We start from the raw sequence: 24,481 nt of genomic DNA, 5'->3' as shown, positions 1-24,481 counted from the left end.
CTCCTTAAATAGCGACAGGGGCTTTGATATGTGGGTGTGACTGGTAATTCTTTAGCGTGAAGTCATCGTATGAAAAACCAAAGATATCTTTAATATCTGGGTTAATTTCCATCGTCGGACGGGCAAACGGTTCGCGACTAAGCTGAAGTTCTACCTGTTCAAGATGATTTGAATACAAGTGCGCATCACCTAGCGTATGGATAAAATCACCCGGCTCTAAATCACATACTTGTGCAATCATCATGGTAAGCAGTGCGTAGCTTGCAATGTTAAACGGAACGCCAAGAAAGATATCACCGCTACGCTGGTAAAGCTGGCAGCTTAGCTTGCCTTCTAAAACGTAAAATTGAAAAAGCGTATGGCAGGGAGGTAGCGCCTGCTTGCCCATTGCAGCATTTTCTTTAGGTGAATAGCTAGTATCAGGCAATACCGCCGGGTTCCAGCCGCTAACGATAAGACGACGTGAATCAGGGTTATTTTTAATTTGCTCTATCACTTCGGCAATTTGGTCAACCGAGGTACCGTCACCGCGATCCCAACTACGCCATTGATGGCCATATACAGGGCCAAGCTCGCCTTCATCGGTAGCCCATTCATCCCAAATTTTTACGCCATGTTCTTTTAAATAGGCAATATTTGTTTCGCCTTTTAAGAACCAAAGTAGTTCGTGAATGATTGATTTTAGGTGACACTTCTTTGTTGTCACCAAAGGGAAACCTTCCTGTAAATTAAAACGCATCTGATAGCCGAATACACTTAATGTACCTGTACCAGTTCGATCTTCCTTTTTCACACCCGTATCACGTACATGGCGCATTAATGCGAGATATTCTTTCATCGTTATTCTTATATTTTTTGTTGTTCAACACGGTCTTTTCCGCGCATATAAGCACGGACTATTAATCCTATTCCTAAAGCTATCATAGGTAAACAAAGAAGTTGCCCCTGGCTTAGGCCCATTTGGTATAAGCCAATATGAGCATCAGGCTCTCTGAAGTACTCAACGATAAACCTAAAGCTACCGTAACCGAGCAAGAATAAGCCACTGACCGCCCCTACTGGGCGCTTCTTGGCAGAATAAAGCCATAGGATAATAAAGAGCAGCACGCCCTCTAAAGCAAACTCGTAAAGCTGTGAAGGGTGGCGAGGCACATAACCTGCGTTAGGGAAAATGACAGCCCAAGGTACGTCAGTGGTGCGCCCCCATAGTTCTGCGTTTAGGAAATTGCCAATTCGACCAGCCCCCAAACCAATGGGTACAAGTGGTGCAACGAAATCCCCTAAACGAAGGAAGGTCGTATTCATACACTTTGCGCGCCAAAACAGGGCTACTAGTACACCTAACAAGCCGCCGTGGAAAGACATTCCACCCGCCCAAATTTTAAATAGATATAGAGGGTCGTCTAAGAACATGCCAAACTGGTAGAAAAACACATAGCCAATGCGACCACCCAAAATCACGCCCACGAAACTCCAGAAAAGCAGGTCGCTTAACTGTTCTCTACTCCAGTTAGTTTGTGATAGGCGCTTTTGTGCTAACAAATACGCTGCAATAAAACCTACCAAATACATTAAGCCGTACCAGCGGACACTTAATGGACCGACACTGAAGATAACGGGGTCGATACTGGGAAATACCAGATAACTGCTCTGTTCCATTATTTTATTCAATTCCTAAAATCATTCTAATGCTTACTAAAACAAGTAAACATGCCAACATCGCTTTTAACACACGTGTATTAACGCGCTGCCCAAGCTTAGCACCTATGTTTGCGGTAAACATAGAGGTTGCAACAATACCAGCTGTAGCAGGCAGATAAACATAACCCATACTGTATTCTGGTACATCTATCTCACCCCACCCAGCGATAATAAAACTGGTGGTACCAAAAACGGCAATAACAAGCCCGCAAAAAGCGGCGCAACCTATAGCCGCGCGTACATTAACACGAAACCACACTAAAGCGGGTACAAGTAATGCGCCACCGCCAATACCCATAAGCGCACTTAGCATGCCTGCTCCACCGCCAACAGCGGCTAACGCTCTTTTGGATGCTTCGTTTTCAGACGCTTTTTGTTTGCCAAAAATCATTTGCAGCGCTATCAATATAACCAGGACGGCGAACACATCTTTAAGCAATTCGCCCGAGATATGACTTGCTACCTGCGCTCCGGCAATTGCGCCAAACGCAATTCCTAATCCCGTATACAGCACAACATGACGTTGAATATTACCCAGCTTATAATGCGCTAAAGCCGACGACATACCCGTAAAAATGATGGTAGATAAGGATGTTGCGATAGCGACAGGCATAACCGTTTCGGTGGTCATGCCCAGAAAGTGAATCATTAGGTATGACAGCGCGGGTACAATAATTAAGCCGCCACCGATACCCAACATTCCTGCAAGAATACCGACAATAGAGCCTAAGATCAGACAGCTAACAACAATTACAACGAGTGGTTCCATTTTTTAAGCACCTGCTCGGATAAGGCCTCCCAGGCCCTTAGTTTCAAGATACTGATTCAAGTGCACAAAAACTTCTTCTTGGCTAACAGAAGTTAGCGCTAGTGAAAGTAACTGCTTACACTCATCAAGCGTTACTTTTCGAATAAGCCAGTTTATCTTTCTAAGGTTAAAGCCGTTCATGCTCAAACGGCGGTAACCCATTCCCATTAGCAGCAACGCCCCCGCGGGCTCTCCCGCGATTTCTCCGCAGATAGTCACAGGCACTTGATTTTGGTTAGCTTTTTGAACCACATCGTAAAGCGCGCCTAGTACGGCTGGATGATAGCTATTGTAAAGCCCCGCCACCCGCGTATTGTTTCTATCGACTGCCAGTAGGTACTGGGTTAAGTCATTGCTGCCAACTGAAAAGAAATCAACATGCTTGGCCAGCTGGGGCAATTGATAAAGTACCGATGGTACTTCGAGCATAATGCCTAATTTTGGTTTATTCAGGGTTTGCCCTGATTCCGCAATTTCGTCAGATATCTCATAAAACGCCTGATTGATAAGGCGCTTAGACTCCTGCACTTCAGATACCGTAGATATCATGGGCAGCATAATTTGCAGGTTGCTTAGCCCTACGCTTGCCCGAAGCATAGCGCGAACTTGAACCAAGAATATTTCGGGATGGTCGAGTGTAAGTCGAATGCCACGCCATCCTAAAAACGGGTTCTCTTCGTTAATAGGAAAATAGGGTAGCGGCTTATCGCCTCCCACATCCAAAGTACGCATGGTGATGGGTAACGACGGCGCAGCCTCAAGGACTTGGCGATACAGCTGAACCTGCTCTTGTTCCGAAGGGAATCGCTCGCGAAGCATAAAGGGAATTTCGGTGCGGTATAAACCCACGCCTGCCCCAATCTGTTCGGCGTTAAGTTCTACTTCAGCAGAAAGGCCCGCGTTGATGTATAAGGACATTCTGCAACCATCAACGCTTTCACACGGTTTATCCGCCTCTGCGTCGATTTTATCCGCAATGGCCGACTCTTCTTCAATAAGCTGAATAAATTCGGTCTTAATGTTGCGCTCTGGCGAAATAATGACTTCCCCGGAGTAGCCATCAAGCAGAATTTCTTTGTCTTCAAGTAGCGCTGGTGTAACGTTTTGACAGCCCATTACGGCAGGCACGCCCATAGCCCTTGCTAATATGGCTGCGTGAGAGTTGTTCGAGCCCCGAATAGAGATAATGCCTTTGAGCTTATCTCGCGGAAACTCAGCAAGCATGGGGGCTGACACTTCATCAGCGACTAAAATACTTGCCTCAGTAATAACCTGCTCAGAAACTTTTTGTCCGTTCGCTTCATACAAAATATTGGCTAATATACGATCTGATAAATCGACAATATCAATAGCACGCTCTTGCATGTAAGGGTCGTCCATAGCCTGAAAACGAGCCGCGTAGCTTTCGACTACCATTTTCAACGACGAAGCAGCGTCCCAACCTTGGCGAATCTTTTCTTCTACTTCGCGCCCAAGACTGTTGGCATCTAAAAGGTGATGATAGAGCTGGAAAATTGATTTAACGTCGTCGGGGATTCCGTCATCCAATCGCTGAGACAGGGCGTCAACATGGCCTCGTGTTACCTCAACACCTTTGCGGTAAAGCTGAATTTGCTCTTGTGGTGATTGGGTGCGCTTAACCACCCAGTTTTTGAGGTTGATAGACTTATCGGGGGACACCCCTTTACCAATAGCTAAGCCAGGCGAGCCAGCGATACCACGCACATTTTTTTGCCGAGCAATGTTGTCGGTGGAGTTAGAGAGAGTCAATGCGCCACGTATATCAGCGTTGGTGATCTCTAGCGCTAACTGTGCGGCAAGGGTAACTAAAAACGCTTCTTCATCTTCGCTAAAGCGTCGCATCTGAGACTGCTGAAGTGTGATAACACCTAGTACACGCCTTTGATTGATAATGGGCGTACCTAAAAAAGCGTTATACTTTTCTTCTTTTACTTCAGGGTAGTGTTTGAATCTAGGGTGGTTGTGCGCGTTTACGATATTAAGCGGTTCTTCCCGTTGACCAACTAAGCCAATAAGACCTTCCGAAAAACCAATGCGAACTTGTTCTACCGCATCGGGGTGAAGACCGTCAGTAGCTTTAAGGATGAATTCTTGGGTGTCGTAATCGGCAAGGTAAATAGAACATGAGTCAACACTAAGCGTATGCTTTACACGTGAAGCTAGCCTAAACAACGCGGTATCGAGTGCAGGAATTTGATTCATTTCCTGCACGATACGTTTTAATGTAGTTAACATTGCGCCTTGTTGGCTCTGAGGGCTCACCGGTTTATCCTTGTGTAATTGCAGTTTGCTCGTCGCTTACTGTTGCACATCGCTGCCTCTGACACCTTTAACATCTCTGCCCCTTTTACACTTTTTCCATTAGCGGCTTAACCGCGCCTGCGTTTTTTACCACGCTTATGCGGGGCTACATTTTGGCGCTGTTGAGGTCGATGTTGCGCAGATATTACTACAGGCGAGAACTCTTTCATTACTCGTCTGTATACATCTCGCTTAAACGATACAACATTTCTAATGGGATACCAGTAACTTACCCACCTCCAGTCGTCAAATTCAGGATGGCCTGTTTTAAGCACATTAACGTCGCGCTCGTTGCAATCTAGCTGCAACAAGAACCACTTTTGTTTTTGCCCTATACAAACAGGGTTGCTGCCTTGTCGAATTAATCGCTTTGGTAGCTTATATCTAAGCCAGTTACGGGTAACACTTAAAATGGTGACATCTTTCGGTGTCAGTCCTACTTCTTCGTGAAGCTCGCGGTACATAGCTTGTTCAGCAGATTCCCCTTCATCAATTCCGCCTTGAGGGAACTGCCATGAATGTTGACCATAACGTCTTGCCCAAAATACTTGACCCATTTTGTTGCAAATCACTATGCCCACATTCGCACGGAATCCATCGGCATCTATCACATAGACTCCCGGGCACACTATACTTGTATATGTTTTCATTCTTCCACAAACTATGCTCCAATCATAGTCTTAATGTTCGCCTTCGCTTTCAAACAGGAAATTAACCACTTTTTATGCAGCCTCCTTCATCGCCTCCATCTTCGCCAGATAGTCTTTTAGCGCGGTGTCACGCTATTGCAGGTTTAACCTTAGGAGAGTTAGCTGACATGGCCAATGTTGCCATCCCAGCCAATTTACAGCGTCACAAAGGATGGCCAGGCATGCTTATTGAAAAATGGCTTGGCGCCAGTGCAGGTTCAAAGCCTCAACAGGACTTCCCCGAGTTAGGTATAGAGCTTAAAACCATACCCATCGATGCTAATTTTTCCCCACTGGAAACCACGTATGTTTGTTTTGCGCCGCTTTTGATGGCGCCGGGTATCACGTGGGAAACATCCAATGTGCGAAACAAGCTACAGCAGGTGTTGTGGCTACCCATTGAAGGTGACAGAGCTATTCCATTAGCACACAGGCGTGTGGCGACTGGGTTTTATTGGCGTCCAAATGAGGATGAAGACGCCATGCTTAGACACGATTGGGAAGAATTGGTAGAGCAAATTGCCACAGGACAGGTGGAATCTATTACCTCTCGACAAGGCGAGGCACTTCATATTCGCCCCAAAGCAGCTAATGGTAAGGTACTTACCGACGCATTAGGACCAGAGGGCCAGCGTATTAAGACTCGCCCTAGGGGCTTTTACTTGCGCAAAACCTTTACCCACCAAATACTGCGCAATGCATTTGGTGTTTAAAGGGTGCGGGATGATATAAAAGTATTCTTCATTTCGCAGGAGCAGCATTCAAATGCTTAACAAGGTATTCGCTTAAGAACTTTTCTGAATTAACACCAAGACGTTTTGCTACAGCCTCTAATTTAGCATCGCTATGAAGCAGCACTTTTTTCGCATACTCCAGGCGGTAGTGAAATATAAACCGCCTAAAGTTTTTCTTTTCAGTAAGCTGAAGCGCAATAGCCAAAGATGTAGGGTCGATATCAGCCCCTTTGCAAAACTCACTTAGCGTAAGGAAACGGGTTTTATAGGCTTTTGACTCAATGGTATAGCGTTCTGCTTTAGAAATAATACTGCTTATTTCATACGGTGTGGCTTTGCCTTCGTCCAGTCGCTCGTAGTTCAATGGCGACGGCGCTGTTCGGCGAATAAAGGTTAATGAAAACAATACCACTAACAGTGCACAGCCAATCATTAAGTGATGAAAGCTTTCCCAAAAAGGTACGGGGAAAAAACCAAAGGTTGCGGCGGTAACAAGTAAAATACTCATAAAGGCAACACCGACCAAGCTTCCCATTACTCCGGCAAGCTTAGGCATTTTTAAGTTTTTAATGTCCACCGCCTGCTCAGGTAAATGTCGGTGGTACATTTGAATGTGTTCGGTAATAAGAATACCAATGAGCAATACACTAAAGCCTGTAAGTAGCGAGGCACAATAGGCTGGCCATAGCAATAAAGGCTCGCCGCTCGGCGACGATGAAAGCCATTGTTGTTTGTCACCCACTGGAATAAGTAAAACGGTACATTGAAAAATTGCCGTTACCACGGCAGGCCACCATAGCCGCTTTCTTGCCGTAGGATAAGCCAATAACATGGGCTTTATGGCACGATAACAACAAGTAATCGCGATGACGGCAAATACATCTGATAAACCATACAAGATAGCTAATGAACTCGCTTGTGCGATTCGCAGCCATTCATCTAGCATAAATAGTGGCCAGCAGATAAAGGCACCAATTAGCCAGCGCATGCTGGTTAAGTTTACTTTTTGAACGAACAGACGCGCAAAACAGAAAATATAAACGCCTAGTAGCGAATAAAGAAAATAATCATAGTAGCTTGAAGTCATCAGCGTCCTCCCTCCCTGAGATAAAATTTGCTAACGCAATACGTGTCCACCGACATGGGTTACCAGTAGATTTCACGTTGCATAGCCACAGTGCGCGTTCGCTCCATAATTCGAATTAACGTACTGAGTTTCTCTGCTGTCCATTTGCGTACCTCATCGTGAGAGTCCACTTCCGCATCGTCTATTGATTGCTTCAGCATGAGCAATGCGTTTAATTCATCAATGCCAGTAAGTAAATCTAACCAAGGCGCACGAAAGTTACCTCGCTCTTCAACAAATAGGTCACCAAGCAAAAAACCGCTCCACAGGGTTTGTCTTAGCATTATTTCCGCTGCACTGTAATTAGCTGGCCCCATGGTTTTGTTGAGGGGCATACTCTGCTGCACGGTTTGCCACCCTTGCGATAACCATCCTTTTGCATGGTCAAGTACAGGGTGATCAAACCCCGTTGCTACCTTTTGCCAAGGCTTATTCTGTATAAGACTTATAGCGTGAAGCTTAATGTCTGTAGCATCATTGTCGAAAAATAGTTTTTCAGGCTCATGGGCCTGCATTAAACCTGTCTGGCGCCCTTGCAGGTAGCTTACTACCGCTGGATGCTTGCTTAAGGTTTTGTTAAACATGCTCTTTTTAGACAGCAAGTAGCGCAAACTTTGTAAATCATCTTGCCAGCCCCACTTTTGCGCATGGGTTACCAGTTTTTTGTGCAAGGCTAATAGCTCCGGGCACTGCAATACGGGTAGATAAAGCGACACACTCTGCAGCAGCAACCTAACGCTTTTAGCAACCTCAGCCAGCATTTTTATAGAGCCACTCTCGCAGAAGACATGCTCGTGATGCTGCCAATGTGCCAAAGCGGTTTGCACTGCTTGGCCGAATGCCTCTTCTGTGGTGGTAGTCTCTTTAAGGGCTAGAAAGTCTGGCAGATGGCGAACTTTAGCGTTAAAGCCGTGTAGCAATTGATAGCCCTGCGCGGCTTTTGACACATCGCTTAAACGCACCGGCATATTGTCGTTTATTAGCACAGCAAGAGAAAACAGGCTGTTGATCTCCCCTGACATCAATTCAAGCTCAATCTCATTGATGGGGGAGCTGGCTTTATCCGTACTAGCCTCACCGCAGTCTAAGACAATTTCAACTTGGCTATCGCCTAAAGCAACCACATAGGCATTGCGCGTAAAGTGTGTACTAAACTGTTTAGAAAGGCTCGCATTCTTTGTTGCGATGTCCCAACCTTCGGGCCACACATTCGACTCGAATAACGTGAGATCCGGCCTTGCGTTATCAAGACTTACGTTATATTCCATGCGTTTGTGCAAGCCACCGCTTACTACACCGTTGGTTTTTAAGGTTTGTTCGTACTCGCCATTATTACCACGTACTCGAAAGCCCATTTTATTATTTTGAAAATCGAGCTGATCCGTATCGTAATAATCGTTCTCTAAGCGCATTTCGCGATGAGAGTTAACCTGGATATTGTGTTTTTCAAAAAGAGGGAGTACACGTTGGGTAAACGCCTGGTGAGCATTGTCACCCGTTACAAATTTTAATTCTATTTCTGACATGGTTGCGCTAAGCACAGCTTATGATGCTGACACCTTACCCTTGTCGATCACTTTTCGCAATGTTGCTGCTGTTAAACAAGTCGCTTAAATTAGACAAAAGTGGAACAAACTTGCCTTTATCGCGGTCAACCAATACCATCTTCACGTTTTAAATTCTAAAATTGGACTCCATATGATTCGAAAGTGGTTAGCAGCAGCCCTTATTGCATGCTCTTTTCAAGCATTTTCGCTACAAGATACCGCTGATTTAGAAGCGTCTTCTTCGCACTACATAAGAGATGACTTGTTTATCTTTATGCATACTGGACCTGGTCGTAACTATCGTATCCTAGGTTCAATTGAAGCTGGCACCCCTATTACGGTAATTTCGCGCGACAATGATGCTGAATTCACGCAAATTACCGACGATGAAGGACGTAAAGGCTGGGTGGAAAGTAAATTTGTGTCTAACACAATGTCGCAGGCAGAGCAGTTGCCTATAGTTAGTGAGAAGCTTGCTGAGAGCCAAAGTGGTCTGCAAGCTGCACAGTCAGAAAACGCCAGACTTCGTCAGCAGCTTAATGATGCGCGTCAAAAGGTGTCTAAACTTACCACTACAAACGACGAACAAGCGTCTCAAATCATTCGTTTAACCGCCAAGGTTGAAAGCGCGAATAAAGATGAGCTTGTTACTTGGTTTACGCGCGGTGGCATAGTGGCAGGCGTGGGGATATTGCTTGGTGTAATGCTCACTTACCTTCCTAAGCGCAAACGTAGAAACAGCGAATGGATGTAGTGCTAGCATTTATAAAAAATGCTTAAACAGAAAAAACGCCGATGTTAAACATCGGCGTTTTTTGTAGATGCATTTAGAGGGTCTAATACAATCTTTCTAAGAACAGTCCAGCAATAATAGTATATTAACTCTGCCCTGTTTGCCCTGTTTGCAGGCTACTGCAGTTCAAGCACAACACTATACCCCTTCGCCACAGAGTCCATATCTTCTCGGTTACTCGGTGTATCGCGAGCAATGACCTTCTTGTGAGAATATCCCCATTCCAACTTCGTACATAGCTTATCGATAAGCTTTAAGCCTATTCCAAAACCGCCATCTAACTCACTATTTGGCGTTACCGATAAGGAGGCACTTTCGTTTTGCTCTATGCCATCTTCTTCATTGAGTACGGTAAGCGTTGCACCTGAAAGCGTGATAGTGACGTTACCTTGCTGAGTATGCTGGTAAGCGTTTCGAATTACGTTTCCAATCACTATTTCGCTTGCTGTTTTAGGCAGCATCAATTCACACTCATTCAGGTGCAATTGCACACTCACATTTTTGCCTGACAGCAAATACATTAAGTCTTGGCTAAGTGCCTCAACCATAGCTTTTAGATTCACTTTTTCTTTAGGCAGCGCTGTCTCTTCATTTCTTCCTAACCACAGTAAAGTTTCTGTCAAATCCGCCATGGTTTTTGAGGCATGGTCCACCCGCGCTAGAGCGTTGTTGCCTTTGGTATTCTCACTATCTATCACTCTATGCAGCAAAGCCGCACTGCTTCTAATAACGGCAATAGGCGTTCTAAGCTCATGGCTGGCATGATTAACAAACTCCCGCTCTCGGTTAAGCGTAGTACGTACGTTTTGCAAGCTACCGTGAATTATCGCCGCAAGCGCGTTAAGCTCTTTGTAGCGAAACTCAGGAATAGGCTTATCGAGCTCTTTCTCATCAAGAGAGGCTGCCCAGCGTTGTAATGATTCTATAGGACGAGACACGCTGCGCATTAAAAATAGTAGTGCGACAGAAAAGGAAATAAGTGCGACAAAACCTACAATAGCACTGTAGATAACATGGTTAATTCTAAAGTGCTTTTGACCATCTGAGGGCGGCGCTCGGAACACTTGGGAAACGTATCGAAGACTTCCATCATCCAGAGGGACCAACACAGCAAAGTGCGCCGAAACTGGGCGAGAAAACCAATCTGGCTTGTTGATATCTTTTAATAGGATATATGGCTCAAAGCGCTCTTTGGAAAAGCTTTGCTTCACTTCATCAGGCAAGTCATTGTAATGAGCATAAACATGTAAATCGAGGATCTGCGCATGATTACTTTTATCAAGCTCTGCACTTTGTGCCGCCCGAACCATGGTATTTCTGAGCATGCCGTCCATACCATCAAAAAAGCTATCGCTACTTTGTATAGAAAACAGCACAATGACTATTGTCGCTAAACTTAGTAACGACCATAAGACATAGCGTCTTAAGCTGATGCGAAGGCCGTTTACCATTGGTCAGTGTCCTTACTTTTATTTGACGACAATGTATTATCAAAGCCCTCGCTCGGCGTTTGGTCACCTTTTAGCGCAGCACAAAATCCTGCGCCCGGTACGGCTTTAATTTCTATGTTTGCCTTAGCTTGAGCCAACGATTTGCGCAAATTGTGAAGGTGGACTTTTAGCGCATTACTTTCGGGCGCGTCCTCCCCCCACACCGCATTGAGTAAACGCTCCCGTGGCATAACCTTTCCTTGCTGCTGCAATAAGGATTTTAGCAAGGTAAAGCCAGTAGGACTTAGCTTAATTGGCGTGTTATCAACACTTGCCACTTCACTACCTAATTCTAAGCTCATATTACCGAAGTTTAGCCTTTTCACTTGCGATGAGCGCCTGTGCGCCAACACGGAAACTCGTGCTACCAGTTCAGGCATATCAAAGGGTTTTACTAAATAATCATCAGCACCCTTTTGGAACCCTTCGAGCTTATTTTCTAGCTGGTCACGGGCCGTTAGCATAATGATAGGTGTATCGTTGCCGTCACCGCGCACTTTTTCGCATACGCTTAAGCCATCAAGTCTTGGTAAATTGATATCTAAGACCACAACATCATACGGATTAGTTCGCATAAACGTGAGTGCTGCCACGCCATTAGCAGCGTGGTCGCACACCATATCTTCAAGCTCTAAATAGTCAATGATATTGCCGGCTAGGCCCATATCATCTTCCACTAGTAACACGCGGATCATTAACCGTACTCTCCGTTAAAGGTTTAACCAAATACTTTGCCATTAAACGGCTTACATCTTCATAAATTAACAGCAATGCCGGAATTAATAAAAGCGTGATAAGAGTGGCGAACAAAATACCGTAACCCAATGAGGCAGCTGCCGGAATTAGGAACTGCGCCTGTACCGAGGTTTCCCCTAATATGGGGTATAAACCTACAAAGGTAGTAATTGAAGTTAAAAGCACAGCACGTAAGCGACTGGTGCACGCTTCAATAACCGCCGCATGCGCAGGCATGCCATTTTCACGTAACGCATTAAATCGCGAGACCAATAACAAGCTATCGTTTACCACTACACCGCTAAGCGCCAATATGCCATTTAACGACAGTAGGCTTATCATAAGGTCATTTGACCAGTGCCCAAGAATGGCTCCCACGATACCAAAGGGAATTGCAGTCATTATAATGAGCGGCTGCACATAGGATTTAAGCGGTATCGCTAATAATGCAAAAATAGACAATAAAGCGAGTATGAACACGCTCTGCATTGAGCTTTGCGTTTCCGCTTGCTGCTCGGCTTCACCGGCAAAGTAAAGCGATAAGTCTTGGTATTGGCGTTCCAACTGGGGTACAAACTCGCTGTTAAGATAGTTAACCAATTCTGTAGAAGTAATAACATCGCTATCCACCGACGCACTTACCGTTAAAGCGCGCAACCCATCAATACGTACTACCTGTTTTTCTTGTACATCTTGAATAACATTCGCCACTACGGAAAGTGGTACCACAGTGCCATCATCCAGGCGCACCTGGGTATTCATTACATCTGACGGGTTCATCCTATCCTTTTCAGGGTAACGTACCCGCACTTTCACTTCGTTTTTATCGCGCAGGTAGCGCTGAACAATTTCTCCACCGAACGCTTTTAACAGCTGCTGCGATAGGCTTTGGGTATTTAATCCCAAGGCTCGTCCTTCGGGAGTAAGTTCAAAGCGCATCATGGCTTCGCCGGGTGTAAGCGAGCTTTCTACTGCATATACGCCATCAATATTGGTAAGCACTTGAACAAAAGCGTCATTCGCCGCCGTTAAGGTATCGTCGTTAATGCTTTTTATTTCAACATTGAACCCGTCGACCATTTCTCGTCGAGAGCGTATCTTTAAGCTTTTTACGCCTTCTAAACTGCCAGTTAAGGCATTCCAGCGTGCAGACAACTCATCCAAAGAATAAGGCGAGTCTTCATCAAGTGATATAGTGATTGTGCCACTTTGATCGCTACTCGCAGTTACTTGTAAACTACTAATACCGCTGCCACTAGTACCATTTTCTTGGATTAGCTGGCGATCTGCTTCAAGCGCATTTTCCTCTAGCAGCATTAAGTTGCGTTCGTTTTGCCCGTAGCTAGCATCACTATAAAGGGACATATTCGCCGAAACAGTATCACCTTGCATGCTGGGGAAAAAGCTTACACGTACAGCGCCCGTTAGCGGTAAACTAACAACCAAGATGAAAAGCGCGATAAACAATAAAACGGCTGCATAGCGGTAGGCTACAGTGACCTTCAACAAGCGTTGATAGACTCGGTAGTTAAACCATTGAAGTCCACCATCCGCTATTTGCTGCACTTTGTTCCACATGCCGCCTATCCCCTTTCGGGTTTTCTGTTTGGTTGGAAGGTGGGCTAAATGCGACGGTAGAATTAGCTTTGACTCCACCACCGAGAGCAGTAAACACAAAGTAACAATAGTGCCAAACTGCGAGTACAAGGTACCTAAGCCGCCAGATACGTTCGATAGCGCGAAGAAGGTTGCTACCGTGGTCAACACCCCAAACAGTGTTGGCACCGCCACTTTATGCGTACCTAAAATGGTATTATGTAACGTATCGCCGTGTTGTTTTCGCGTGGCGTAAACGCTCTCTCCCACCACTACGGCATCGTCTACCACTATACCAAGTGCCATTATAAAGCCGAACGTGGTCATCTCGTTTAGCGTCATTCCCGTGTAGCTATCGGTCATGAAGTACAAGGTGCCGAAGAAAATAAACGGCAAGCCAGCCGCCACCCAAAATGCCACACGCAAATTAAGAAACACAGCAAGGGTAACAAACACCAACACAATGCCCATTAGTGCGTTACTGGTAAGCAATTCCAAGCGCTCGGTAATGAGCGTGCTTTTGTCATACCAGGTTTCGAGTTCGACACCTTGAGGTAGTAAACCTTTATCATGCCACGCATCTACTACCTCGTGGGCCTGCTGCACCATTTTCGTTACGTCGCCATATTCATCCATTAGCACCTGAATACCATATCCATTGGTTCCGTTGTAACGAGACAAGTGATAGCTGTCATCGGCAAACATATCGCGCACCGTCGCCACATCGCCAACAGAAAGTATTACGCCACTGGTATCGGTAATAAGGGGAATGTCAGCAAAATCTTTCGCCCAATAAGACTGCTCAGAGGCTTTTAACCGAATTACTTTTTCTTTGTTACGCAAACTGGTTGTAAGGGCGGTATTAGACTCTTGGTTTACCGCATCTGCCACATCAGATAGCGTTAAACCATAGGCCTGAAGCTTACCCTCGTCTATTTCAATAGACATCATGGGGTCGACAAAACTACCCGCGCTGACCTCCCGAATATCCTCTTTGGCCAGTAAATCTCGCTCTAATTGCTCTCCCAAGTACTGCAGCGTAGCGTGGTCGACATCACCATAAAGCTGCACCCAAATAGCATGCTCTTGACGGCGCGCTTTGCTGATAACCGGGTTTTCAGCATCTGACGGGAAGTTAGAAATACTGTCTACTTCGGTTTTGATGTCGTTGAAAAGCGTGTCTAAATCGTATTCGGTTTCCTTTTCTACCTGCACACTGGCGCCGCTGGCATTTGAGGTAGACGTAATTCGTTTAATACCGGGAATGGCCTCTAGCGCAGTTTCAATTTTGATGGCAATGCCTTCTTCGGCTTGCTTGGGGTCACCGCTATCATATGTCATCGATATGGTAACAAAGCGTGGCTCCATGCTTGGAAACGCCTCTTTGCGGATATCGTTCATGGAAACTAAACCCAGTACGATAAGACTGACCATCAGTAAATTGGCCGCCACCGAATTTTGTGCAAACCAAGCGATAATTCCCCGAGGACTTTTCCCATTATGTCTATTACTTTTAGGCTCTTCGCTGCCATCAAAAGGCCCGCCGTTTCGGTTATTTGTCATTGGCTTGCCCTCCCGTTTGTCCTTCCACAACAGGCTTAACTTTCGTGTTGATCAGGTAACTGTTTAAAGGGCGCGCAACGACCATCGCTTGGCGAATTTCCCCTTCAAGTTCCGGCTCGGCTTCACTGCTCGTATTGCTCCTAGACTCATTGGTAATGTCGCCAGTAATATCACTCGCCTTAGGTGGAGTGATGTAGGCATAGCCATCGCTTTCAAAAAGCACTGAGGGAGTAAACTTCGCTAGCTGCCCAGTGGCCGGCATTACCAACCATACTTCTTGTTTTTGTGAAATGGCAGAAGCCGGTAGTTTCCATACATTTTCGAGCTGTCTTCCTTCAATTTCTGCCTGCACAAAGCTGCCGAATAAAAGCGGATTTGCTTGATCTAATGGCTTTTCAATAACCGCAATAGCGTTGCGCTGGCGCGTTGTATCGCTTTGATGCCATTCAGCGCGGACGATATTGGCACTCCATTCATAACCTGTGGTGGTATCGGTAAGCGTTACCGACCAATTGAGAGGGGTATCATTAGATAACTGCGCTCCAGAAACCGAAGGTAACTGAGTCCATTGGCTTGGAGACAGCCCTATCGCTACTTCGGCAACATCAGTAGAATAAAGTGTTGCAACAGCACTGCCGGCCTGAACAAAGCTTCCCTGCGCAATATCACGATTAACCACCAATGCGTTAAAAGGGGCACGTAACGAGGTAAACGCCAAGTCTCGCTTGGCTGAGTTTACCGACTGCTCGGCTTCATCCAAGGTCGCCTGCGCGGCTTTAAGCTGTGGTTCTCTTAAAACCAACGCGGATAGTGGCTCGCCTTCAAGCCCCGAACGTGTCCATTCATCTTTAGCTTGTGTTCCCTGTAAGCGCTCTTCTTCTAGGCTTACTACAGCTGCCTGATAGGTCGCATTGGCACTTGCTAATGCCTGCTGATAGCTGGTGTCATCAATGCGCGCTAAAACTGTGTTACTTTCAACTAACGCGCCAGTCTTAAAAGTTGATGATACGTGAGTAACTTGCCCGCTAACCTGTGCGACTAAGCTCAAGCTATCTTGAGGAACTACCTGACCATACCCCTTTACTTTGGCCTTGTAGCTGTTGGCGGTTACCTTAATAACCCCTACTTGAGCTAGCTGAGAATCAGCACTTTGTTCTACTTTTTGGCTTCGGTAAGAAGGGCTATCTGCAGATGGCCTTTTACCTGATTCTTTAGCTACTTCATTCTCATTTCCCCTAGATGGACGAAGCTTAGTACCTTCAGCCGTGTCACCTCTTGACGGTCTTCCACCACCAGTTGGTCTCATTGTTGAAGCGTCACCTTTTAATTGCTCAGCATCATCGGGTAATTGCTCAGTATCATCAGGTAATGGCGAAGCTGGCGGGGTTGATTCAGAGGCCCCTTGCGGCCGAGCGCCAGGATGCTGAGCCCCCATGTTCATCATGGTATACATGACTGCCAGCGCAATACTCGCTGCAGCGATTAAGGTTACGATAATTCGTTTATTTCTCATTGCGACACTCCAAGGCCAAGAGCCAGGCCTAAGTCAATTCGGTTTTGTAATTTTTGGGCGTGAAGCTCAACAGCTTGAGCTTGTAAGTCAAAGCGCGTGTCATACACAGAAAGTAAGTCCAAGATATCAGCAAGACCTTGTCGATATTGACCTTCAATGGTAGCTACACTGCGCTCTGCATTAGCAAGTGCCACATTTGTATGGCCAATTCGCGCGCTGTAGGCAGTTTCATTATCCAGTGCGTTTTGGGTTTCCTGCACCGCAGTTAATAGCGTTTCGCGATACTGCCACCAAGCATTTGCTGCGGTAAGTTTTGCGTCTTCTACTTGTGCCCTCAATGCGCCTCCCTGAAAAAGAGGTGCCGTCATCTGTCCAAGCAATGTCCATACAGGGTTTGTAAACAAAGCTTGTGAGGGTGTAGAGGCAGAATCAGATAGCGATGCCGATAAACTAATACTGGGCAGTAAAGCTTTATAGGCCACATCAACTTCAAACTCTGTTGCTTGTATCGTGTAGAAGGCCGCCTGAAGGTCAGGTCTGCGGGCAAGGTCTTGTTTTGGCAAATTAGTAAGCGGCAACAGGATATCTGGAAAATTAACCTGCGTATCAAGCTCGCATAGCGATTGGTCCTGCCTGCCTAGGAGTACTGCCAATGTGCGCTTGGCTGATGACAGAGCATATTCATACTGGGCAATAGAAGCTCGGGTATTTGCACTGCTTGTACGCGCGGTATCTAAATCGTCTAGGCTTCCAAGCCCGGTGCGATAGCGCGTTAAGATCACTGCTTCGTTGTTTTCTAGTACCGATAACCGAGCCTGTTCGATATTTAGTAATTGCTGTTGAGTAAGTACATCGATATAGCTTCTTATTACGCTGGCAACCAGTGAATCTCTGGCCGATTGATAGCTGGCTCTGGCGCTCGCGGCATCTAAGTTTGCAGCACTTATGCCGTCGCTAATTTTCTGCCACAAATCGAGCTCCCAACTAACGTTTAAACTTGCGCTATAGCTTGGGTTGTTTAGCTGATCACTTGTATTTACGTCCGTATTAGTAGATGAACTGCTGCCTGTAGTTTCACTTTTTGATGCTGAGAAACTTGTGTCCACATTCACGTTTCTGTCTGCTTTTGCGCTATCGATAGCAACTTGTGCTTTACGAAGTGTAATAAGCGACTGCTGCAGATTTGCATTGGAAGACAGAGCTTCATCAATAAAATCTGCTAAGTGCGGCAGCTGATTGAGATCTATGACGTCGGTTAACCCAGTATCTGAATTTAACACTAGGGTTTGCGCTGAAACCCGTTGCTGCGCTTGGGACTGCCACACAACATCATCCCCTGTTGTTTCGGATGCTGATTCACTTAACGCTCTGTCATCAGTACTTGTGCATGCAGACAATAAAATACAAAGGGTAACAATATTTACCGTAAGTTTTATCTTGCCCATTACTTATGCCTATTGCTTGGCGCATAGCTTACTTTTTAAGGCCTATACGCAACTTGTTTAAATTAACTGACGCTAGTATTTCAAACGCAGGGTTAAGGCAGGGTTAAGGCATGAGAACGTGATAAGAAAAAGAGGAGAAAGGCATGAAAAGGCTTAGATGAAGCCCAGAGTAAGTCAAATAAAAAAGGCCAGCGTCAAGCTGGCCTAAGATATTGATGCAATAGCTATTTAATGAATTAGCTATTTGCAGCGAACGCTACCGCTTATTCATCATCTTCAACTAGAGTCATCAACGATGTGTTGCCGCCTGATGCCGTTGTATCAATACTGATAGTTTTTTCGGTCATCAAACGCTGAATAAGGTTATCGTTATATTCCGCGGTGATTACCGGCAAAATAGCCCCTTCACGAGAAGACAGCATGGCCGAGATTCTCGCCGTACGTTCAGTACTCGAATCCACTACAACACCTGATAAATCTTCATCCATCAACAGGGTATCTAAGTGGGCAAGGCGCGCTACTTGGAATAAGCCTTTTGGTGCGCCTGTCGATTCAAATTTGTTCTGAATTTCTACGGCTTCTTCATAGAAGATTTCAGACACAACTGACACTACTGGGTTGCCGGTTGAAAGTGCTGTTACAACAGAGAGCAACCAATATTCAAAGGTTACTTCTTTATCGGCAAAACATACCAAGATACCGCGCGGCTCTAAGTAAAGCTTGTTCGACTCACCTGTTGGCCCCGGCAGAACTTGTGGTTTTGCTAACTTGCGCTCAACGCTGATCAGCTGCTGACGTGCCGTCGCAAGCGTACGATTTAAGTCGTCGGCTAGCTCGTCAACAATGTCTACTTTCGCAATTTTCGCTAAAAGTTGGCGTACCATAGAGATCCGGTCGTTCAACGGCGTATGACGCCACTGCACTTCCACTGCCTTTGCTCTATCCATCATAACGTGTGCACGTTCGGCAATCTTTTCATCACCTACAAGTGCAGTATCAGTACCGTCTACATCATCAATATGTGACGGCTTAGGCGTAGCACGCTCCATCATCAAGCGAGACAAATAGTTAGGACCACCTGCTTTTGGACCCGTACCAGATAGCCCACGGCCACCAAATGGCTGAACACCAACGATAGCGCCAATGATATCGCGGTTAATATAAACGTTACCTGCGCGACTTTTTGCTGCAATTTCATTAGCACGCTCTTCAATGCGCGAGTGAACACCCATTGTTAATCCATAGCCCGTGCCGTTAATTTGCTCTAGTACGCCATCAAGGTCTTTCGACTTAAAGCGCACAATATGAACTACTGGACCGAATACTTCCTTTTCCAACACATCAATGTTCTTGATTTCATACAAAGTCGGTGGGAAGAAGGTACCGTTTTCGAATTGCTCAGGCAATGATGAGCGATAAAGTAGCTTTGCTTTATCTTCCATTGCTTTTTGATGGTCTGTTAGGCTTTTAAGTGCCTTCTCATCGATAACAGGGCCCACATCGGTTGCAAGCTGCGTGGGGTCGCCTACGGTTAACTCCTTCATTGCACCAATAAGCATTTCAGTAAGATCATCTGCAATCTCTTCCTGTACATAGAGCACACGAAGCGCAGAACAGCGCTGACCAGCACTCTGGAAGCCTGAGCGAATGACATCGTCAACAACCTGCTCTGGCAGTGCCGTCGAATCGACAATCATACAGTTTTGACCGCCCGTTTCTGCAATAAGCGGTACCTGTTCGCCTCCGCGCTCTGCAAGCACTTGTGAAATCAACGTACCCGTTTGCGTTGAGCCCGTAAACATTACCGCTTTAATGCGCTCATCAGGCAATAAGGTTTCACCCACTTCTTTACCTGGCGATACGATAAGCTTTAATGCATCTTCCGGTAAACCTACTGAGTGCATAATGTCGATTGCACGCTGTGCAACAATGCTGGTTTGCTCAGCAGGTTTAGCAATAACCGTATTGCCTGTTGCTAATGCCGCTGTAACCTGTCCAAGGAATATGGCCAATGGGAAGTTCCATGGGCTAATACAAAGTACTACGCCACGAGGCTTTAAGCGCTGGTCTTCAGCAAGCTCTTCAGCGCGCACTGCATAATAGCGACAGAAGTCTACCGCTTCGCGTACTTCATCAATGCTGTCTTGCGCAACTTTACCCGCTTCGCGCATACAAATGGCAATAAGCTCAGCCATATGGCGCTCAAGCGCATCTGCCGTACGATTCAGGATCTCTGCGCGTTCGCTTACATCACGCTTAGACCAGGCATCAAAACCTGCATCAGTGTCATCTAACGCTTTACGCATTTCGTCGGGCGTTGCGTAGTGGTGGTAGCCCACAATGTCGTTGTGATCTAGAGGGTTTACAACAGGTGTAGCGCCTGCAGGAATGTCGCCTTTTGCTTTGTAGTAATCCTGCCAGCGTTCAAGTTCATGTTTAAGTGCTGTTACCGCATTAGTGTCGGTAAGGTCTAAACCGCGCGAGTTGTCACGCTCTGGCGCATACAGCCCACGTGGCGTTTTAATTAACTTGTTATAACGCACTTTCAAGCGCTGCGTTTTCTCTACAGGATCTTCAAGCAAGGCTTCAACTGGCTTTTCATCATCAACAATGGCATTCACGAATGAAGAGTTCGCACCATTTTCAAGAAGACGGCGCACCAAGTAGGCCAAGAGGTCTTCGTGTTCACCAACTGGCGCGTACACGCGACACTGAATTTTATCTTCGGTTACCACCTGGTCGTAAAGCGTATCGCCCATACCGTGCAGGCACTGGAACTCGAAGCCTTCTTTGTCATCGCCAGCAAGCTCAACAATAACAGATGCTGTGTAAGCATTATGCGTAGCAAACTGCGGATAGATGGTATCGCGGTACTCAAGTAAGCGGTTCGCACAAGCGTGGTATGACACGTCGGTTGAAGACTTACGGGTAAACACAGGGAATTCTTCAAGACCCGCCTGTTGGGTCAGCTTAATCTCAGTATCCCAATATGCGCCTTTAACCAAACGCACCATTAGCGGGCGACCTACTTCAAGAGTAAGCTCACGCAAATGTTCGATAACATGGATTGCACGCTTTTGGTAAGCCTGCACCGCCAAGCCAAAGCCCGTCCAACCGTTTAAGTCTTCGTCGCGAAATACTGCTTCAATGATGTCTAAAGACAGCTCAAGACGGTCGGCTTCTTCCGCATCTACCGTTAAACCAATATCGTATTCCTTCGCCATCATACACAGCGCTTTTAAACGCGGCGGTATTTCTTCCATGGCGCGTTCGCGATGAGAAAATTCAAAGCGCGGATGAATAGCAGAGAGTTTTACCGAAATACCCGGTGAACGCTTAGGCCCACGACCATTGGCCGCTTTACCGATAACTTTAATGGCTTTCACGTATGCATCGTAGTAACGCTCAGCATCATGCATGGTACGTGCGCCTTCACCAAGCATATCGTAAGAATACACATATCCTTTGGTTTCTTTCTCTTTGGCGCGATCCACCGCATCTTCAATGGTTTCGCCCATAACGAACTGACGGCCCATAACGCGCATGGCAATGTTCATTGCACGGCGAATAACCGGCTCACCTAAGCGGCCAAGGGTTTGTTTTAACAAACCAAACTGTTCTTTCTTACGCTTGTCGGCATAGTTCACCATATTGCCAGTGAACAACAAGCCCCACGCAGATGCGTTTACAAACAACGACTCTGAATTGCCAAGGTGTGGCGTCCATTGACCTTGAGACAATTTGTCACGAATAAGCTCGTCTTGAGTGGCTTTATCTGGAACACGCAAAAGGGCTTCAGCCAAGCACATCAATACCACACCTTCTGCTGTAGATAGCGAGTATTCATTCAATAGTGCGTCAACGCCACCGTGACCTTCTTGTTCACGACGAATTTGAAGTACCATCTTGCGAGCGCGTTCCCATGCACGACTTCGTGCACGCGGGTTGACCTCGGCGATAGGAAGAATTTGATCCACAGCCACCGACTCACTAATGCGATAGTAGTCTCTTATTCGCTGGCGTAGGGGTGAAGTTGTATGAAGTGTGTCGTTAATGAGCATTGCAACCCTTTCATTGAAATAGCTGTAACAAAAAGCGTTCCCGCCGTGTATGACTGCCCACGGTTACATGGAAGCGGCTAAATAACAAGCAAAGTCGAAACCCTGCATTGACCTGTCGTTCTTCTTTTAACTTTATACTTTTGGATGAAGATCACGACGGGGCCAAATTTGCGCGGATAGTAGCACACAAAAATGCGCTGCCAAGCCCCCTTAATCAAAGTTTTTCATTTTCTCTGTCAAGCTACGTATTCAGTGCGTTAGATGACATATATCACCCTGTAAAAGCCACGCTATTTTTAGTTCATCAGTCCATTAATCCACTGCGCCAAAGGTCGTAGTAAAAGATTGTTGAAAATGATGTATTTTTAATTGCAATAAAAAGCGGCTAACTAAAAACCGACTACACTATAAAAAAACAAAATAATAATTAGGTATTGCCAATGTGGTTACGAAAATTTAGCTTAATTCAACGACTGGGCATTATTGTTGCCCTAATTACTCTGCTGTTTGTATTGCTAACCGCTGTTGTTTTAAACAGGCACTACGAAGCTTTAAAGCAAAAGTCCTATGACGAAAACCAACACTTAGTTGAAGTAGTTCACACTATGCTCGCCAGCTTCGAAGCGCGTAGCGACGTCGACGAGGCTACGGCCAAACAACAGGCGCTAGCAGCGGTAAAGGCGCTGCGATATGACGGCAGCAATTACTTTTGGATCCAAGACCAAACCCCTTCTATGGTTATGCATCCCATCAAGCCGGCGCTCGACGGTAAAGACCTAAGAACGTTTAAAGACGGAAACGGCAAAGCCTTCTTTATAGAAATGGCGCAGAAAGTCAAAGCGCAAGGGGACGGATTTGTTGATTACGTGTGGCCTCTTCCCGGCGAAGAAACCCCTACTGGCAAAATTTCTTATGTAAAAGAATTTAAACCGTGGGGCTGGACTGTAGGTTCAGGAATCTACCTTACAAACCTTGAAGAAGAGTTCGCGCACCTTCGCAACCTTATCTTGGTATTTTGCCTAGTGAGCATTGTGTTAGTTGTACTGCTGGTCTATGTAATAGGTGGAAGCATTGTAAAACCTGTCCAAGAAGTGTCTGAACGGATGAAGGATATTTCTCAGGGAGAAGGCGACCTGACTCGCTCTCTTCCTGAAACTGGGCAAGACGAAGTTACTCGGTTAGCCCGCTACTTTAATGAGTATACCGATAAAATGCGTCAGTCTTTACTGGGTATTCGCGAAAATATTAGCTCTCTTACCCAGCAAGCTGAACTCGTAGAGTCATCCAGCCAAAATAGTAATGCACAAGCGCAAACACAAAACGAGAATATGCTCCAAGTTGCCGCAGCAATGGAAGAAATGACAACGCAGATTAACGATGTCAGTAGCAATGCGGATTCTGCCGAGAAGAGTACAAGTAGTGCTCGAGGGAACGTTCAAAACGGTGCAGCTGTAGTAGACAGTACGGTGCAAGATATCCGCTCGCTGACCTCTAATATAGAAAGCGTGAGCAACGTAGTGACTGAACTTGCTGCGCAAACAGACAGTATCGGAGCTGTGCTTGACGTAATTCGAGGCATCGCGGAACAAACTAACTTACTCGCCCTTAATGCCGCTATTGAAGCTGCTCGAGCCGGTGAACAAGGAAGGGGCTTCGCCGTAGTAGCAGATGAAGTTCGCACCTTGGCAAGTCGAACTGGACAAAGTACCGATGAAATTCAAGCTATGATTGAAAAACTGCAGAACAACGCGAAAAGTGCGGTAGACGCAGTACAAATCAGTCAGTCTGCGTCAAACAAAACTGTAGATAATGCCATACAAGCAAACCAAAACCTTCAGGAAGCTGACCGCCTAATGACGGAAATTGCAGACATGAGCAGTGAAATTGCCCGAGCCACTGAACAGCAAGCGGAAGCCGCCACTGAAGCGAATATGCGAATAAATGCATTATCGGGGGCTGCAGATAGTAGCTTGAAAACAGCAGATGAACTGGCTGCTGCAAGCCAAGCACTTAAAAGCAGTTGTTTGGCAATTATGGATATAGCGAACCGTTTTAAGCTGTAAATCTATTACCGACCGCGGCCTAAAGAACCCGTGAAGCAATTCGCGCGTGTTCAGGCCGCTTACACCTTTCTTTATATCCTTCCTTGCTTTAACTCAAACTTTAAATGCGATTGTTTTCGATACTAAGAACGAAACTTTGTAGCATTTAGACGCTCTTAAACCATCAGCGACAAGCTCTGCCTGTGGAACAAAAGGCCCGAGTGCATTACACTCAGAATCACATTAAGTGGCCGAGTGCCGATTTCTTCTAGGTAATCGGCTGTGCTATCGCAATTTGGCAATGGCTTAAGCGCTT

Annotated in this window: 16 protein-coding genes; 3 read left to right on the top strand and 13 right to left on the bottom strand. The window is 46.0% G+C overall.

Features of this window, described 5'->3' with window-relative positions; all coding sequences use genetic code 11:
• Nucleotides 1-4: 4 nt before the first annotated feature.
• The 5 genes from ACYX4W_RS06285 to rppH form a co-directional block, all read right to left on the bottom strand.
• Nucleotides 5-838, bottom strand: coding sequence for a thymidylate synthase (locus tag ACYX4W_RS06285; protein ID WP_476075014.1), 834 nt, complete (start codon nt 836-838; stop codon nt 5-7).
• An 8-nt stretch (nt 839-846) separates the two neighbouring features.
• Complete coding sequence (gene lgt / locus ACYX4W_RS06280; RefSeq protein ID WP_476075013.1) at nt 847-1,659, bottom strand: prolipoprotein diacylglyceryl transferase; 813 nt, start codon at nt 1,657-1,659, stop codon at nt 847-849.
• Nucleotides 1,660-1,663: 4 nt separating this feature from the next.
• On the bottom strand, nt 1,664-2,470 hold the full coding sequence (locus tag ACYX4W_RS06275; RefSeq protein ID WP_476075012.1) for a sulfite exporter TauE/SafE family protein: 807 nt from the start codon (nt 2,468-2,470) through the stop codon (nt 1,664-1,666).
• Nucleotides 2,471-2,473: 3 nt separating this feature from the next.
• Nucleotides 2,474-4,765: a phosphoenolpyruvate--protein phosphotransferase gene (ptsP, locus tag ACYX4W_RS06270; RefSeq protein WP_474854455.1), complete on the bottom strand. Its 2,292-nt coding sequence runs from the start codon at nt 4,763-4,765 to the stop codon at nt 2,474-2,476.
• 134 nt (nt 4,766-4,899) lie between these two features.
• A complete protein-coding gene (gene rppH, locus ACYX4W_RS06265) occupies nt 4,900-5,442 on the bottom strand; it encodes an RNA pyrophosphohydrolase (RefSeq protein WP_474808848.1) in 543 nt (180 codons plus the stop codon).
• A 113-nt stretch (nt 5,443-5,555) separates the two neighbouring features.
• On the opposite strand from rppH, the gene mutH reads away from it, so the two are divergent.
• Nucleotides 5,556-6,233 carry a DNA mismatch repair endonuclease MutH gene (gene mutH / locus ACYX4W_RS06260; RefSeq protein ID WP_476075011.1) on the top strand — a complete coding sequence of 226 codons (678 nt, stop codon included), beginning with the start codon at nt 5,556-5,558 and terminating at the stop codon, nt 6,231-6,233.
• 28 nt (nt 6,234-6,261) lie between these two features.
• Here mutH and ACYX4W_RS06255 read toward each other — a convergent pair whose 3' ends face one another.
• Both ACYX4W_RS06255 and ACYX4W_RS06250 read right to left on the bottom strand, forming a co-directional pair.
• Nucleotides 6,262-7,341, bottom strand: a complete 1,080-nt coding sequence (locus ACYX4W_RS06255) for a helix-turn-helix domain-containing protein (RefSeq protein ID WP_476075010.1) — start codon at nt 7,339-7,341, stop codon at nt 6,262-6,264.
• A gap of 59 nt (nt 7,342-7,400) precedes the next feature.
• A complete protein-coding gene (locus ACYX4W_RS06250) occupies nt 7,401-8,906 on the bottom strand; it encodes a CYTH domain-containing protein (RefSeq protein ID WP_476075009.1) in 1,506 nt (501 codons plus the stop codon).
• Between the two features lie 172 nt (nt 8,907-9,078).
• Here ACYX4W_RS06250 and ACYX4W_RS06245 point away from each other — a divergent pair, with 172 nt between their 5' ends.
• Nucleotides 9,079-9,681 carry a TIGR04211 family SH3 domain-containing protein gene (locus tag ACYX4W_RS06245; protein WP_474808855.1) on the top strand — a complete coding sequence of 201 codons (603 nt, stop codon included), beginning with the start codon at nt 9,079-9,081 and terminating at the stop codon, nt 9,679-9,681.
• A 155-nt stretch (nt 9,682-9,836) separates the two neighbouring features.
• Here ACYX4W_RS06245 and ACYX4W_RS06240 read toward each other — a convergent pair whose 3' ends face one another.
• The 6 genes from ACYX4W_RS06240 to putA form a co-directional block, all read right to left on the bottom strand.
• A complete protein-coding gene (locus ACYX4W_RS06240; protein ID WP_476075008.1) occupies nt 9,837-11,171 on the bottom strand; it encodes a sensor histidine kinase in 1,335 nt (444 codons plus the stop codon).
• Complete coding sequence (locus tag ACYX4W_RS06235) at nt 11,165-11,905, bottom strand: response regulator transcription factor (protein ID WP_476075007.1); 741 nt, start codon at nt 11,903-11,905, stop codon at nt 11,165-11,167. Before ACYX4W_RS06235 ends, ACYX4W_RS06240 begins: the two co-directional genes overlap by 7 nt.
• Complete coding sequence (locus ACYX4W_RS06230) at nt 11,877-15,104, bottom strand: efflux RND transporter permease subunit (RefSeq protein WP_476075006.1); 3,228 nt, start codon at nt 15,102-15,104, stop codon at nt 11,877-11,879. Before ACYX4W_RS06230 ends, ACYX4W_RS06235 begins: the two co-directional genes overlap by 29 nt.
• Entirely contained in the window at nt 15,094-16,617 is a 1,524-nt protein-coding gene (locus tag ACYX4W_RS06225) for an efflux RND transporter periplasmic adaptor subunit (protein ID WP_476075005.1), read from the bottom strand. Before ACYX4W_RS06225 ends, ACYX4W_RS06230 begins: the two co-directional genes overlap by 11 nt.
• The gene (locus ACYX4W_RS06220; protein WP_476075004.1) at nt 16,614-18,062 is read right to left on the bottom strand and encodes a TolC family protein; all 1,449 of its coding nucleotides are present in this window, start codon (nt 18,060-18,062) and stop codon (nt 16,614-16,616) included. The genes ACYX4W_RS06225 and ACYX4W_RS06220 overlap by 4 nt, the downstream gene beginning before the upstream one ends.
• 263 nt (nt 18,063-18,325) lie before the next feature.
• Nucleotides 18,326-22,123: a bifunctional proline dehydrogenase/L-glutamate gamma-semialdehyde dehydrogenase PutA gene (gene putA, locus ACYX4W_RS06215; RefSeq protein ID WP_476075003.1), complete on the bottom strand. Its 3,798-nt coding sequence runs from the start codon at nt 22,121-22,123 to the stop codon at nt 18,326-18,328.
• Between the two features lie 440 nt (nt 22,124-22,563).
• Between putA and ACYX4W_RS06210 the strand changes: the two genes are divergently transcribed.
• Nucleotides 22,564-24,186, top strand: a complete 1,623-nt coding sequence (locus ACYX4W_RS06210; RefSeq protein ID WP_476075002.1) for a methyl-accepting chemotaxis protein — start codon at nt 22,564-22,566, stop codon at nt 24,184-24,186.
• The last annotated feature ends 295 nt before the right edge of the window (nt 24,187-24,481 follow it).

The sequence above is a fragment of the Alteromonas sp. ABH4_454 genome, from assembly GCF_056311775.1.
Note: the sequence above shows the minus strand (reverse complement) of the source record. Positions and strands in the feature narration are given on the sequence as shown.

Bases quoted from the DNA above. Each gene is read 5' to 3' on its own strand.
- lgt (WP_476075013.1), bottom strand. From the start codon at position 1,659: ATGGAACAGAGCAGTTATCTGGTATTTCCCAGTATCGACCCCGTTATC.
- ACYX4W_RS06245 (WP_474808855.1), top strand. From the start codon at position 9,079: ATGATTCGAAAGTGGTTAGCAGCAGCCCTTATTGCATGCTCTTTTCAA.
- ACYX4W_RS06255 (WP_476075010.1), bottom strand. From the start codon at position 7,341: ATGACTTCAAGCTACTATGATTATTTTCTTTATTCGCTACTAGGCGTT.
- ACYX4W_RS06225 (WP_476075005.1), bottom strand. From the start codon at position 16,617: ATGAGAAATAAACGAATTATCGTAACCTTAATCGCTGCAGCGAGTATT.
- ACYX4W_RS06285 (WP_476075014.1), bottom strand. From the start codon at position 838: ATGAAAGAATATCTCGCATTAATGCGCCATGTACGTGATACGGGTGTG.
- ACYX4W_RS06250 (WP_476075009.1), bottom strand. From the start codon at position 8,906: ATGTCAGAAATAGAATTAAAATTTGTAACGGGTGACAATGCTCACCAG.
- ACYX4W_RS06275 (WP_476075012.1), bottom strand. From the start codon at position 2,470: ATGGAACCACTCGTTGTAATTGTTGTTAGCTGTCTGATCTTAGGCTCT.
- ACYX4W_RS06230 (WP_476075006.1), bottom strand. From the start codon at position 15,104: ATGACAAATAACCGAAACGGCGGGCCTTTTGATGGCAGCGAAGAGCCT.
- putA (WP_476075003.1), bottom strand. From the start codon at position 22,123: ATGCTCATTAACGACACACTTCATACAACTTCACCCCTACGCCAGCGA.
- ACYX4W_RS06210 (WP_476075002.1), top strand. From the start codon at position 22,564: ATGTGGTTACGAAAATTTAGCTTAATTCAACGACTGGGCATTATTGTT.
- ACYX4W_RS06240 (WP_476075008.1), bottom strand. From the start codon at position 11,171: ATGGTAAACGGCCTTCGCATCAGCTTAAGACGCTATGTCTTATGGTCG.
- ptsP (WP_474854455.1), bottom strand. From the start codon at position 4,765: ATGTTAACTACATTAAAACGTATCGTGCAGGAAATGAATCAAATTCCT.
- ACYX4W_RS06235 (WP_476075007.1), bottom strand. From the start codon at position 11,905: ATGATCCGCGTGTTACTAGTGGAAGATGATATGGGCCTAGCCGGCAAT.
- ACYX4W_RS06220 (WP_476075004.1), bottom strand. From the start codon at position 18,062: ATGGGCAAGATAAAACTTACGGTAAATATTGTTACCCTTTGTATTTTA.
- mutH (WP_476075011.1), top strand. From the start codon at position 5,556: ATGCAGCCTCCTTCATCGCCTCCATCTTCGCCAGATAGTCTTTTAGCG.